Origin of the sequence: Legionella sp. 16cNR16C, assembly GCF_021297775.1 — a bacterium.
GTDB lineage: Bacteria > Pseudomonadota > Gammaproteobacteria > Legionellales > Legionellaceae > Legionella_C > Legionella_C quinlivanii_A.
Genome location: NZ_JAJTMX010000003.1, coordinates 313,676 through 327,119 on the forward strand (window position 1 = coordinate 313,676; position 13,444 = coordinate 327,119).

Below are 13,444 nucleotides of genomic sequence, written 5' to 3' on the forward strand. Positions count from 1 at the left end.
TCTGCTTATGCATTGAAGCGATTACTCAATTATAAAATGAATAATGCTCACGGCAGACATCCTTTACCAGACGGCCATTCTCTACATATTTTAAAATATTTAATATTTGATGCTCTGTAAATCGGCTGCGTTTCATCGTTTCTCCTCCTCTTGCCTATTATGCCGGAGAAACTCTATTTTTGAATGGTGCTATTTTACGGGAGGGTTACAAAGGCTCTTCAAAGCTTGGGCTATCATCCTATAACGCTTGAGGAACTGCTTGATATATTGCATAAAGAAGAAGCTGGGATATCTCAACCAGAAATAGAACTAGTTACTCAAGAATTAGAATTAAATGTGCAGGCAGTGAAGAGTTCACTAACCCGTAGTCTCAATATCATAAATTTTAGTTGTTGCTGGATTCAAAATTAAATGACGAAAATTTCCATTAACATCTTGATAGTTAATAACATATTCATCTAGAGCATATGAACGAAGCTCCTTAATAAATGAGTGTATGTGTCCATATTCTTTATTGGGCTGAAATAGTTTTATGGCTTCTTTTATATTTACAAAAATACTAGGTGGTATCTGTTTCCAAAAAAAATTATTGATTAATAATGCGCTAGCAATAACAAGCAAACTTTGAATTGACCCTGGAGCTTTACCGAATTGTTTTCCAATTTTATATAAAGGGAGAATAAATAACTTTATTTGAAGTATTAGCATTAAAATTATTGTTAATAGAGATATTAAATTTAATGTTGTTCCTAAGCCTTCGTGAGTGAATATACTGTTAATTTGTATTAAAAGCGGAATTGTTATAAGAAGATAAGAAAGGGATAAAACTCTAAAAACTCGCCAAAATATTCCAGCCTCATAAAAAGCATGAGTTTTTATTTTATAAATGAACCCAAGACCTTTACACAATCCCCAATGAAAAAATGCTATTACTGCAGCTACAAGAACAGTATTCACTATTAATAAAAGCATGATGGGAATAATATTAAAAATTTTAAAAGGATCATATTTAAAATATGAGGGGAATAGGCTTATGCAAACAAAGGCTAAAATGTTAATAAGGCCTAGGCTGTAAATGAAATCGAGAAAATCAAATTCATAAGCTGCAATGGGATATTTGGTAATATCTGGTTTTTTGTAAACATCTAGGTGCCTTTTTATAAAAGCAATATGCTCTAGCCGACCAAAGGCTACTTTAACTGGTTTCGCAAATTCCATTGTAATTCTCCATAAAGCCTTTATATAAAATCAAAGTACTAAATACAACTAGCAATAAATTTAGTGAAGGGAAGGATATTCTGATGCACACTTGCCTGTTCCAGTGCCTCCATATATTCGTTTCGTTTCTCCACAGGAATAATAGTCCATGGATAATGGCCACTCGCTAACATAACATTCATCAGAAAACGTCCAATTCTGCCATTACCATCTGAATAAGGGTGGATATAAACAAAAAAGAAATGTCCGAGAACAACTCTAACAGAAGGTTCTTTTTCCTGGGTTATTAACTGAAAAAACTCTTCCATAAGTTCACTAAGAATTTGCCAACGTGGAGGAATATGTTTTGATTGGCGTATAAATACAGGGCTTCGTCTATATCCTGCCAGATCAGTTGGTTTTAAAAGACCTACAGCAACGCTGGGTTGAAATAATTCTCTATACCAATCCCCATGTTCTTTTTGTATTATTTTTCCGGGGTTGTCTCCATTCAATATTTCCATAAGGCTCTTTTTTACTGCTTGGAATGCTTGCCAGTATCCACGGGCAGCTAATGCACTACGGTGATTTCGATCTTGTTCTGTAGCATCAGGATTCCATTGTCCAGAACGAACTTTTTCAATTAAGTCAGGACTTACTTGATAACCTTCAATGGATAGAGAATGGTAAGCGTCTGAGATATAATTTTCGTCTACTTGTTCTATATATTTTTTAATATCAATTGTCGTAGGAGGCGGGGTAGGGAAGTTTTCTCGAACTGTCTCGCGCATATCATGCCACATAACTTGCAAACGACTGCTCTTTCAGCATTAGACAAGGCTCGCCAGCCAAAGATCACAACAGCTTGCGAAACCTGTCCAAATGCGATTTGGTTCAGTTCACCGGAGGAGGTCAAGTGCTATTGCAGGATAATGCACATGATCAGCTGGAGCGGCAAAGACTCCAACCTGATAACCATGTGCGACGGGAAGTTTCTCGATTAAAGAAGAATCGTAAGGGTTATTAGAACTGCAGTCTCTACTGAGAATTTCAAACCAACAACTTCCCTTGTGACGCCTATCATCTCCAGAAAATATCAGCATTCCAAATTCGCATAGATGATAAAAATATTCCCGCAGGGTTCTCCATGATGAGGGCATACTTCTTGAAATATCAGCAGGAACAAGTTCATGAAATCGCCTGCCATATTTCCCTACAATTTGAGTGCAACGAGGAATCTTGCACTTAGCTGTATTTTGAAGCCAATCATCAACCTGCTTAATAGAGAAATAGCTTTTGTTGTTCTCATTGCTAATGAAAAAGTTATAATAAAAAGCTGCCTGCCATATACGTTTATCGCAACCGAAAATCCAATTCCCATCAGGGACGTCTAGATTAAGAAAATTTGGCAATTCACCAGCGGAGAGCTGAAGATACTTACTATAAAATTCCCAAGCAGGATGCTTTTCTGCCTCTTGATCAAGCTGCACTATATGTTTCTTAGTACGAAGTATCTTTAATTCCTCCAGAGACTCCTCAAGCACTGGTTTTACTTCTTGTTCCTGTTTTAGTCTCTTGATTTTTTCCAGCTCATATTCTTTTTCAATTTCCTGAAGCTTTTTTCTCAGTTGTTTTTCAAGTTCTACACTTTCAATAGCTGCTTTGGCGTTATGTAGCCATTGAACACGATTGGGATCATTGATACATGACCAAAAAGCGTCCCAGTTCTTCACATCGTCCGGGATAAGATCAGATAGGTCAATTTCAATGGTAGATATATTAGCTGTCTTAATTTTCTCAATTTTTTGATCGTCTACTTTGTGTCGATAAAAAATTTCTATGATGAGCTTATGGTTGCGTGTTATTGCCAATATATCTGCCCGCATTTCACTTATCTCTTGTTCTTCTCCCACTGAGTCAAAGGAAATAATCTTTCCTTTCTCGACAATAGTTTTGTGTTCGGGGTGTATTTTTCCTTTTGAATCTGATACTTCTTTTGTGATGGTATATTCAGGGAGCTTTATTTGTTTCCGTTCCTTTATAATCTGCTTAGCAGCCATATGGATGGCGCTTTCCAATCCTCCTTCACATTCAATGGTAGTGGCATGCTTGAAGTGGTGCTGATTTTTAGTGCCTTTGGCTGCGATTAGTGGCGAGTGGCAAGACGGACAAATACAATTGCAATTCTTACCACTATCAACATTAGAAATATGAACGATGGTATTATTTACATTTAATCCAAAAGGAAGTTTTATTTTTAAAAATTTCATTATGACTCCTAACTTAACGAACTGGCTGACTAGAAATATCAAATGAAGGAGATTTCTGGTTTTGCATAACCAAAATGGCCAGCAATACGCTGCAGTCTGATTGTTAGGACAACATCGATAGGTTGAAAATTTACATGGCTTGAACCGTAGTATCTGTTAGATACCGTTATTTTTACGCCGTTATCTGTAGTTTCTATACCAGGATTAAAGTCATATAGAGGTTTGTTAAAAATATTGCGTGCCTTTTCAAAAGGACCAAAATTTCTTGGTAATATTGAATGGCCATTCTTTTGCAAATATTCTTTGGTGAGCGCTTTAGAAAGATGTATCCATGACGGAAACGAATTAGCCACAAGCATTTTTTGAGCTGCCAGGAAAGTAAACATTTCCTCAGCTAAGGTATAAGTGTCTGGTAGGTCAGATGGTAAATCCACAAGGCATTTCCGACGTTCTTCTATAAAAGAGGATGGAATTAGAACAAAAATTTGTGCTTGCCCAACATTCTCTATGGATGCGAGGGTATCCGACAACAAGGCTGCCTTTGATTTATACCCAAAAAATGCAGCAACAAGCTCATGAGCATGGCTTGATTTTAGTTTAACACCATAATTATTGGAAATAGCACGAAGTTGATCTGCGCACAGTTTTGCAACAGGCATTTGTAGATTCCTTATTAAATACGCTGGTCTTAATTTTGTTTTCATGAGTGTTTAAGGAAAACTGCCAGCAGTTAATAAAGATTAACTACAAAACAGATTACGTTTTTGAAATCGTTTTTTGGCCGCTCATAACCAGGGATGTCGATAAACCTGGCGCAAGTATATCTTAAGAAATTCAGAAATAACAAGATAAAGAGAGGGGTCGGTGTTGGCAACATTTGAACCTATCAATTGTTGCCAGTTTAATTGTATCTAGGCGATACGAACTACATTAGTCTTTTGCGGTAATTGCAAGTGGCTATTTTGCTTAACGATTCTATCAATTTTTGATTTTAACTGCCGTTTCACCCCTTCGATGCCCAGCTTACTGTTCTTAGCCAGGTCATTAAAGTCGCTGAAGTGCCTGGGGTTTAATGACTGCTCTCCTGGTGCAAAAGTCGGTAGAACAATGTAACCATTAACTGAATCTGCTGCTTCTTTTCCTTTTTCTTTTCCGGGATTGATGCCCTTTGTTAACTCAAGGTGTTTGTCATCATCAGCAGTCACAATAATTGGAGTATGGGGATATTTGTCATGGAGAGTTTTGGCGACAGATTTGAGGTTGCCTGAGTCAAGGGCGGAGACAACTGCTGGTAGTCCAGTTGCTTCTTTTATAGTTGCAGCTGTAGCATAACCTTCAGCAATAACAATGACAGGCGTTTCTGTAAGTTTTGCGAGGCCACCCAACACATGAAAGCAGCCTTCTTTTTTTGAGTCTTTTGCAAACCTTTTAGTGCCATCTTCAGAAATATATTGGACAGTCCATAGGGTGCCTTCGCAATCTGTTGCTGGAATACAGGTTAGTTTTCTTTCTTCATCGGTATACACGCCAGAATGAACCTGAATACCTTTGGCTTGCATATAAGGCGTGGGTTCCACAACCTCTGCCATCATGGATAATTTTTGCTTGAGTCTTAATGCGGTACTTTTTTGCTTAGCTTCAAGTTCATGTTGACGAGTTTGTTGGTGCTCAAGTGCCTCTGTCTTAAGTGCTACCCTCTGTTCATCCGTTAAAATGTAGCCCTTACATTTCCAGTTAAGCTCAGCTCCTGTTCGATTGTTTTTAATATATCCTGCTGGAATACCATCTAAATGGGCTACATAAAATCCTGCCTTTTCACCGTGTTTATCACCCTCTGTGGCTATGCGATGAGGTTTACCATCCATAATTGGATGTCCACCTGAAACAATAGCACATGTCTAAAATTTAGACTCTAGGTTTTGAATGCAAAGAATTCTATTAATAATCATTGAACCCACATAATTTTAGATATTATCAATCAAATGGTTGCTCAAACTAATGTTGATATGGTCATTCATTCTAGTGGGTTGAGGTTTACGATGAACAAAACAGCATTGGGTCAATTAAAAAAATCTATCGGTATGATTCTGTTATAAAAAATTGGGTTAGGTTAAAAACCCGCACGATTTGAGCTTAAAGACCGAAGTTTTCATAGGCTTGGCGGGTGTGTTAACTGAAATTGTAATTAGATAAATATAATTATGCAAATACAAGAATTAATTTCATTAGAACAACTTTTTTGATGTTTAGAGAGCTATCCTTAGTTTCGTCAAATATGGCTTATCATTGCGTCCGTTATGGATTATAAGTCCGTCTAATATGGAATATAACTTCGTCCAAAATGGAATGTAAATGAATTTTATTCATTAGCGTTTGTAGACTTATAAAAAATGCCTGGGACCAAGGGGACAAGTGGGGCATCCATATCATTCCTAGTTTAGCAACGTCCCCACCTTTTTTTGCAACCTTGGGACGTATGGGACACAGATATTCCCTGCACTTAGTACGTACTTTAAAAGTTATAGTTAATTCGCGAATCGCGAATTTATGACATGCCATGTTTAGGACTTATTTGCATTATCAATCAATATCATTCAATAACACATCTTTGAATTCGAACTTTTGTGCTTGACAATCTTGGAAGGAATGCGAGATACTTTTTTCAAGTTTGAGGTATGAGCTATTTTTTTACCAATAAGAACTAATTAGCAGGAGCTAAGAAAGGCTAAGGAAAAGAGAAGAGCAATGTTTCGTTCTGGCTAGACCGGGAAGGCATTGGGATTCATTCAAAGGATTGACTGGTTCAGCATTATGCTGTGTGAATAATCAATTGCGGAGAGTCCTATGCCTGCACAAAAAGCATCTAGGTTACATCTTTTAAACGAATTTGAATCTGCGCCACATTCTGCGCTTTTTAATCAACAAACAATCGCTGCGGTATTAAGCTGCTCCACCCAGTTACTTGAACGTAACCGCTGGGCGGGTGGTGGTGTTCCTTATTTAAAAATTGGACGCAAGGTGTTGTATCGAAAAAGTGATGTCTTGAATTTTCTCCAACAACAAAAAATTTATTACTCAACCAGTGACGAAGGTCAGTTACAGCTCGTTGAGAATGCATAAATTTAAAATTTGTCAGAATGAATTTGCTTCATTCCGATGGTTTGTATGTTGTTTGGAGAATAATGTATGTCACAAAATCATGTTATTGAATTAGCCAATACACTAAAGCAGCGTCCAATTGTATGCGATTATGCCGGTGGTCGCTTTCGGTTAACTAATGAGGGACTAACCTTTATCGGTATTGATAAGGATGGCACTCCTTTACCACCTCGGTGGATATGTGCACCATTGTATGTTGTTGCAAAAACTCGAGATGCCCACAGTGGTGAATGGGGTCGTTTGCTGGAATGGCAGGACGATGATGGAATCACCCATCAGTGGGCGATGCCACTGGCTTTGTTGCAAGGCGATGCCTCCGATGTAAGGCGAGAGCTGGCACGATTAGGATTGAGTATTTCACCTAATAGGACTGCACGAGATTTGTTAGCCTCCTATTTACAAGTCTTTCCAGTAGATGCACGTGCGCGATGTGTTGATAAACTCGGTTGGCATGGCGATGTCTTTGTAACAGCTTCCCAGTGTATCGGGCAATCAACTGAGAAGATTGTCTTCCAGAATACCAATGCCATTGAACCAGCAGTGTCGATCAAGGGAAGCGTTGAAGAATGGCGCGACTCAATAGGTCGGCTGGCATCAGGCAACTCAAGATTGGTGTTTGCCATATCTGTGGCATTAGCGCCTGTACTGGCAAAGATTGTTGGCGAAGACTCAGGCGGTTTTCATTTCAGAGGCGCATCATCATCAGGCAAAAGTACTGCATTGAATCTGGCTGCCTCGGTTTGGGGAAACCCACAATCCTATTGCCGTTTATGGCGCAGCACCACTAATGGGCTTGAAGGCTTGGCGTCATTACACAATGATGGATTACTGATTCTTGATGAACTCAGTCAAATGGATCCCAGAGAAGCAGGGGAGGCAGCTTATTTGCTGGCTAATGGTCAGGGAAAAACACGTGCCTCTCGTACCGGTACAGTCAAGCAATCCTCCCGATGGTCTTTATTCTTTTTATCTGCTGGTGAAGAGTCATTGACAGCACTTATGGCAAAATCAGGGCAACGCATTAACGCAGGTCAGGAAATCAGGCTTGCTGATATAGAGGCGGATGCGGGTTGTGGGATGGGGATCTTTGAAACGATTCATGATCAATTAAGTCCAGCCAGCATGGCCTTATCGCTAAAGAAATACAGCAGCCGATATCATGGTGCAATGGGCATGGCGTGGCTGAATCAAGTAGTTGCCAACCGGCAAACAATCAGCCGATATACCGCTGACACTATTCAAACCTTTGTTGATGCAGTCATTCAACCTGATGTAACAGGTCAGATAATCCGAGTTGCCAGACGCTTTGCATTAGTTGCTGCTGCGGGAGAACTGGCCAGTCAATTTGGCCTGACAGGATGGCAAAAAGACGAATCGTTCCATGCTGCGAAAGTTTGCTTTACTGCATGGCAGGAGGCTTTTGGGGTTGATGGCCATCGCGAAGATCGCGCCATTATGGCGCAAGTACGCGCTTTCTTTGAGTCTCATGGTGCCAGCCGTTTTGATAATGCCAATTCACCTAACAATGACAAGATTCTCAACCGAGCAGGATTTTTTCATACAGATGGCGAAGGGTTTCGAATCTACATGGTGTTAACTGAGACCTACAAAAATGAACTGTGCAAAGGCTTTGATCAACGTACAGTGACAAGAGTTTTATTACAAGCTGGCTGGCTGAAACCAGCCTCGGATGGTAAAGCATCACACAAACCAAGAATCAAAGGAGTTGGGACACCAAGGTTGTATGTGTTTACCGGAAAAATTTGGGGAGGTGAATAAAATTGCCTATATCATCAGTTTTTACGTTGAGCACCGAAGGTGCGAATAAGACTCGTGAAGTTTGGCAACCAGCTCCCTGGTTAGCTAACTTCACCTATCTTGCCCTGCATTTTGAAATTTATTTTGGAACCGTAATTTGGTAATTATTCGTAATTGTTCGTTATATAACGATTAGTAACGATAATAATCATGAATAAACGGAAATAAATAATAAATTACCGAAAGTTACCGAAAAGGGCGTTGCATGTGACCTAAAAGGTCGAAAATAAATAGAAATAAACGATAAAACTCAAAGGATTGATTAACCAGTAATATGGAGAGTAGGCCATGAAAAAATCCTTAACAGAAAACATAACGACTTCTAAACAGAGTCAACAAAGAACGAACGCCAGAAAAAATAAAGTAGCATTTCTAGCTATGCGCGAAGATATTTCCGAAGCCTTGGAAAAAGGGTGGTCGATAACCGTTATTTGGGAAACGCTTAGGGATGAGGGATGCTTCACTGCAACTTACAATACCTTCAGGCTATACGTATTGAAATACTTGGATGGTCAAAAGCTCGGGCATTTACGAAGGGAAGCCATCGAGTGATACCTGAAGAGACGGACAGAAAATCAGGCTAAAGAGAAAAAGTCAACCGTTACGCCTTCGTTTACCTTTAATCCAATACCCAATTTAAAGGAACTCTTATGGTGGATAGGACATAGTGATATTTTGATGAATTACGTCCCATCTGTCCCGCCTTCCTGGTTCAGGGTGGGGACGCCGAAACTCAGTAGCAACGCACTTGTCCCAAATTCCCCCTTTGTCCCTTTGATAGTGGAGCAGATGTTTATTTGGATTTATTTTGGTGATTTATTTTACTATTTTTATCTTCGGATAAGGTTATTGTATAAATATTATAGTTCTTGTCTAACTCTACTGTTCGCTCCCAAAGATACGTTAAGGTTCCATCCCAAGGGTTATCTTGGTTTTCATCAAACGTTACCTCCACTGGATAACCATTTTTGAATTGGCGAAACATGAGCGTGTTTAATATTTCTAAAGGAAAGATAATGCTATTTTTCGTGTTGGCATTACTTTTATAGACAGGAATATCATTAAGATCAAACATGTAGTTTTTTGTGAATTTATTTTCTTTCTTAGAAATTTTAATTCTTTCGGGTATTTTTGTTTTCGGATCCCATAGGGTACGTTTCCAATCATAAATAAATTGATGACTATTATTATCAATAATTATGATTGGATTTAACTTTTGGTGAATTAAATCTTTACCAATTTGAATAAGTTTTTCTGCAAAATCACCTTCTGAATCGACTGATACTTCATTGAGAATTTGTACTTTCTTTGCTTCGTTTAATATGTCAAAAATTAGATAGGCATATAATCTGGATGAAACTTCTTTATGATGATAATCCTCTGAGAAGAGTGTATGATCCATTGGTGGATCAGTAAGTTGGCCCTTAGGATAATGTTCATATTTCAGTTTAAATTCTATTAGTGGTTCATCAAGTAACTTTATTTTATTAAACAGAGCTACAGGAAAATTAGCAGTTTTTTTGTTAAATGCTTTATATGATGCTTTTTCTTCTATATCAACTAGTTTATCAGAAGATATAGGTAGATTTTTAATTTGAGCCAACCTTTCTGATTTAATTAGTTCTATTAATATGTGTAAAAAGTCACCTATTTTTTTGAGTGAATCTTCAAATGTGGGTTTTTGACTGTGAGTATTTTTTATTTTTGAGATATTGTCAGTTCTATTATCATAGGAGATCTCACTGTTTTCTTCATGGGTAATGATAGCATCAAAGATAGTTTTATAACTTTCAACATTATTTTTTTCGTAATATTTAATAAATTGATCTATTATATTTTCTAGTTGATAAGCGAGATCATGAGAAGAGAGTAATGTTTTCAAAGAATCTAAATCAATTCGGTAATTACTAGTCCTCAATGTTGCTAAAATTAATTCGGTGTCGTAATTTGTTTCCCCGATCGTTTTTGAAAAACTATAAATTCTGCCGCTAAGCCTTTCTGGTTCTGATAATTGTTCTATTTTTTCAATTAGTCTTTCTAGCGTACCTTGATATGATCCTATATTCAGATGGCGCCTTATAAAAGAGATAATGAATTGTTCTTGATCTTCAAAGAATAAGCTTTTATCAAATGAATCAGAATCATCAATTGTTGTTCCCTTTATTAATCTATTAATTATGTCAATTACTAATGATTTGGTCGGCTCTGACGTAGTTCCCCATGATAAAAGAAAATTTGAAAGAATAAAGCAGCAATCTTGCCAGTAATTTTTTAATATTATTGAAAAAACCGAGTGATGTGAAATAAACTGTCTAGAGTTTTGTAAATGAGATTGAATTAAACTCTCAACTTCATCCCATGACATATCAAGTAAAGAAGGTGTAATTAATAATTCCTGTGCACTGGTAAGAACTATGTAATCAAGTCCTTCATCGGTAGGCCGGCTATAGTTACTCCAATGTATAAGGAAGTCTGCCCAATAATAAGCGGCCTCTTGATTTCCTGACAACACAGATTTACTTAAAAAGAGTATAGTCGAGCTTAAATGTTCGTTAAATGATCGAAATAAAATTTTATAAGAATTCCAACTTGATATTTCCTTTATGTATGTACTTAATTCAAATTTAAGTAAATGCTCCCATCCTTGAATAAACTTTTGAAGAGCATTTTTATGTAATCTTTCTAAATTAACATCCAATGTAACCATTTTTCCAATGTTATGATTTCTCATTAATTGTTCACTTGCTCTTTCCCACCAGCCATTTAATTTAAACCAGAGGCATCCCTGCATATTAGTTATAGAATCTAACCCTGTAATGGATTGATTTTTAGATATTTCTTTAGCTAAGTAGGCTGCAGCATAACTACATTTCCCAAAAAAGTAGTCATTTTTTTCTAGTACCGTTAACGATGCGTCAAAAAGTGGTAGATATTTTCTTGCCCATTCATTATGTAATTGTGTTCCAAACCAGTTTGCTTCGACAATAGCATAATTTATAGGATTGCCATTATTGTCGGTAGTTTCGCCCAACTTTAATAAAAGTGAGTGAAGTTTTATAAGCTCACTAAATGCAGTATTAAAAAGCGATTCATTCAATTGATGAATTGTTATCGTTATATGTTCTATCAAAATTTCAATACTTTTGCTGCTGTTTATCTGAGTTATTTCATCGGTAGCTGGAGTGAATTTAAATGCATGCTTTACTGCAAATCGTTCTGCTGACGATAATGATAATCCGTTACTTATCCTACATAAGGCCACATTATTTTGGTATTCCCCCCCTAAACATAAAGGAAAAAAAATAATTGGTTGCTTTAAAGATTGTTCGGATGTTGTGATTTCGGGCTTTATATTTCTTTTTTTCCAACTTTTGATTGCGAATTTTAAGAGGTTTAGGTTGATATCACTTAAAATCATTGGCCGTTGAAGATGGATACAAATTTCTTCTTTACCTAAATCTGCACTTGAAGAAACGAATACCTGGGGTTTAATTTGCTTTCTAGTCATTATGATTTTCGTTATTAGCTAAATTTAAATATATATTACGTTTAAGATATATTTTTAATTCGTTTGGGTAAATTTTTGTCGCAATAAATTGTCTTAAGGCATTGTCGAAAAATGAGCGATTAACTAAATTTAGAGTGGTGAATGTAAAGTAAGCGATTAATATAAGGTTTAGCGTTAACCAAAACGTTTCTATGATTAAAGAAATGTTGCTTACAACAAAACCTTGAGAGACAACATTTATAACTTCAATAATTGCAAGCCAAATTAGAAAGGAAAGGGAACTTACAGTAATGAGTTTTACTTTTGTTTCTTCAAGAATGAAATTAATCATTTCTTCTTTAAGTTTATTATCTTTTAAGACGAATTCATGAATAGCTACTGCAATGGGTATAATTAATGCGAAAACGGTTGCTTGAATTGTTGCCATTATACTGTGAAGATTGTTTGTGCTTACTTTACTGTGAGATAAAATATAATTTGACAAGTCAAACCTACCCCAATAGGGTACATAAATATCAGTGAATGCGTTATTTACTAAAGTAATTGGAACTAATAATAAAAACACCAATGAAATTAACATCAAGTAAATACGGGTGTTAAAGTAATTAATAGCTCGATATATCCATTTATATCTATAATTTTGAAAAGATGAGTTTTTCTTTTTAAGATTCGATAATTCTTTATCTGCTAATATATTAATACTTTTATATGACTTAGGAGTTAAGTAGATAAATACAATGGAAAGCCAATCAATAAGAAATTTCATTAAGATTACAAAACCTCCATGTTTGTTTCATTAATCTGTCTACATTGCGTCTACATGACTTTTTCAAACTTTCAGAAAACTACCGTAACTACTTGATTTTATTGGTGGGCCCACTAGGACTTGAACCTAGGACCAACGGATTATGAGCCCCCAGCCTTAAAATTAACTCGTTGATTTTAAAAAAATAATCTGTCGCGAGATACCACTACAAATGTCGTACAGAGTATAACAGTGTCGTACTCAAACACGCAAATCTCACGCAAAGATAAATTGGTTGAATCAAACGATTCAAAATTATTTTTATTGATTGGCCTATCAAGATCACTTGATCAAATTGAATAATTCTACTATTCTAGAAGTATGGACATAAAAGAATCTCTAAAAATATTTGATACTCTTTCGCAAGAAACCCGTTTGCAAGTATTTCGATTACTTGTTCAGGCGGGGCCTGAAGGCTTATCAGCAAGCGCAATTGGCGATGAATTAGGTATCCTACACAATACCTTGTCATTTCATTTAAGCCATTTGTCTAATGCTGGGATTGTAGCTTCTTGCCGTAAAGGGCGTTATGTTTTTTATTCAGCTAATTTTGAGCTAATGCGCGATTTTATCGCGTTCATGATTCAGGATTGCTGTAGTAAACAACAAGTCAAAATTCAACAGCCTGATACAACAAATTGCCTGGTTATTGAATTAAATAGTTGCTGTCCTTCTACAAAGGAGTAA

At 36.7% G+C, this 13,444-nt stretch carries 10 protein-coding genes and 3 pseudogenes; 5 read left to right on the forward strand and 8 right to left on the reverse strand.

Annotated features, from left to right (window positions below; genetic code table 11):
• Window positions 1-25: 25 nt before the first annotated feature.
• The 3 genes from LXA66_RS11485 to LXA66_RS11495 form a co-directional block, all read right to left on the reverse strand.
• Complete coding sequence (locus LXA66_RS11485; protein WP_370637255.1) at window positions 26-136, reverse strand: transposase; 111 nt, start codon at window positions 134-136, stop codon at window positions 26-28.
• Window positions 137-357: 221 nt separating this feature from the next.
• Window positions 358-1,218, reverse strand: coding sequence for a hypothetical protein (locus LXA66_RS11490; protein ID WP_233013301.1), 861 nt, complete (start codon window positions 1,216-1,218; stop codon window positions 358-360).
• 38 nt (window positions 1,219-1,256) lie between these two features.
• On the reverse strand, window positions 1,257-2,000 hold the full coding sequence (locus LXA66_RS11495; RefSeq protein WP_233013941.1) for a Fic family protein: 744 nt from the start codon (window positions 1,998-2,000) through the stop codon (window positions 1,257-1,259).
• Window positions 2,001-2,017: 17 nt separating this feature from the next.
• On the opposite strand from LXA66_RS11495, the pseudogene LXA66_RS15925 reads away from it, so the two are divergent.
• A pseudogene (locus tag LXA66_RS15925) lies at window positions 2,018-2,224 on the forward strand (conjugal transfer protein TraI); the annotation flags it as partial.
• 1,024 nt (window positions 2,225-3,248) lie between these two features.
• Here LXA66_RS15925 and LXA66_RS15930 read toward each other — a convergent pair.
• The 3 genes and pseudogenes from LXA66_RS15930 to LXA66_RS11510 all read right to left on the reverse strand — a co-directional run.
• A pseudogene (locus tag LXA66_RS15930) lies at window positions 3,249-3,467 on the reverse strand (competence protein CoiA family protein); the annotation flags it as partial.
• Between the two features lie 38 nt (window positions 3,468-3,505).
• Window positions 3,506-4,126: a hypothetical protein gene (locus tag LXA66_RS11505; protein ID WP_233013303.1), complete on the reverse strand. Its 621-nt coding sequence runs from the start codon at window positions 4,124-4,126 to the stop codon at window positions 3,506-3,508.
• A 252-nt stretch (window positions 4,127-4,378) separates the two neighbouring features.
• Window positions 4,379-5,359 (reverse strand): annotated as a pseudogene (locus LXA66_RS11510) (toprim domain-containing protein); the annotation flags it as partial.
• A gap of 952 nt (window positions 5,360-6,311) precedes the next feature.
• On the opposite strand from LXA66_RS11510, the gene LXA66_RS11515 reads away from it, so the two are divergent.
• The 3 genes from LXA66_RS11515 (at window position 6,312) to LXA66_RS11525 (ending at window position 8,996) form a co-directional block, all read left to right on the forward strand.
• Window positions 6,312-6,587 (forward strand): helix-turn-helix domain-containing protein, encoded by a 276-nt coding sequence (locus LXA66_RS11515; protein ID WP_061717766.1) that lies wholly within the window; start codon window positions 6,312-6,314, stop codon window positions 6,585-6,587.
• Window positions 6,588-6,653: 66 nt separating this feature from the next.
• Window positions 6,654-8,405, forward strand: coding sequence for a DUF927 domain-containing protein (locus LXA66_RS11520; RefSeq protein WP_233013304.1), 1,752 nt, complete (start codon window positions 6,654-6,656; stop codon window positions 8,403-8,405).
• Between the two features lie 327 nt (window positions 8,406-8,732).
• The gene (locus LXA66_RS11525; RefSeq protein WP_233013305.1) at window positions 8,733-8,996 is read left to right on the forward strand and encodes a TraK family protein; all 264 of its coding nucleotides are present in this window, start codon (window positions 8,733-8,735) and stop codon (window positions 8,994-8,996) included.
• Window positions 8,997-9,237: 241 nt separating this feature from the next.
• Here the strand turns inward: LXA66_RS11525 and LXA66_RS11530 are convergent, their stop codons facing one another.
• Together LXA66_RS11530 and LXA66_RS11535 are read right to left on the reverse strand one after the other, a co-directional pair.
• Window positions 9,238-11,952: a hypothetical protein gene (locus LXA66_RS11530; protein ID WP_233013306.1), complete on the reverse strand. Its 2,715-nt coding sequence runs from the start codon at window positions 11,950-11,952 to the stop codon at window positions 9,238-9,240.
• A complete protein-coding gene (locus LXA66_RS11535) occupies window positions 11,945-12,718 on the reverse strand; it encodes a hypothetical protein (protein WP_233013307.1) in 774 nt (257 codons plus the stop codon). Before LXA66_RS11535 ends, LXA66_RS11530 begins: the two co-directional genes overlap by 8 nt.
• A 360-nt stretch (window positions 12,719-13,078) precedes the next feature.
• On the opposite strand from LXA66_RS11535, the gene LXA66_RS11540 reads away from it, so the two are divergent.
• Entirely contained in the window at window positions 13,079-13,444 is a 366-nt protein-coding gene (locus LXA66_RS11540; protein ID WP_027269481.1) for a helix-turn-helix transcriptional regulator, read from the forward strand.

Coding starts and splice junctions, on each gene's coding strand:
- LXA66_RS11485 (WP_370637255.1), bottom strand. CDS start 136: ATGAAACGCAGCCGATTTACAGAGCATCAAATATTAAATATTTTAAAA.
- LXA66_RS11490 (WP_233013301.1), bottom strand. CDS start 1,218: ATGGAATTTGCGAAACCAGTTAAAGTAGCCTTTGGTCGGCTAGAGCAT.
- LXA66_RS11495 (WP_233013941.1), bottom strand. CDS start 2,000: ATGTGGCATGATATGCGCGAGACAGTTCGAGAAAACTTCCCTACCCCG.
- LXA66_RS11505 (WP_233013303.1), bottom strand. CDS start 4,126: ATGCCTGTTGCAAAACTGTGCGCAGATCAACTTCGTGCTATTTCCAAT.
- LXA66_RS11515 (WP_061717766.1), top strand. CDS start 6,312: ATGCCTGCACAAAAAGCATCTAGGTTACATCTTTTAAACGAATTTGAA.
- LXA66_RS11520 (WP_233013304.1), top strand. CDS start 6,654: ATGTCACAAAATCATGTTATTGAATTAGCCAATACACTAAAGCAGCGT.
- LXA66_RS11525 (WP_233013305.1), top strand. CDS start 8,733: ATGAAAAAATCCTTAACAGAAAACATAACGACTTCTAAACAGAGTCAA.
- LXA66_RS11530 (WP_233013306.1), bottom strand. CDS start 11,952: ATGACTAGAAAGCAAATTAAACCCCAGGTATTCGTTTCTTCAAGTGCA.
- LXA66_RS11535 (WP_233013307.1), bottom strand. CDS start 12,718: ATGAAATTTCTTATTGATTGGCTTTCCATTGTATTTATCTACTTAACT.
- LXA66_RS11540 (WP_027269481.1), top strand. CDS start 13,079: ATGGACATAAAAGAATCTCTAAAAATATTTGATACTCTTTCGCAAGAA.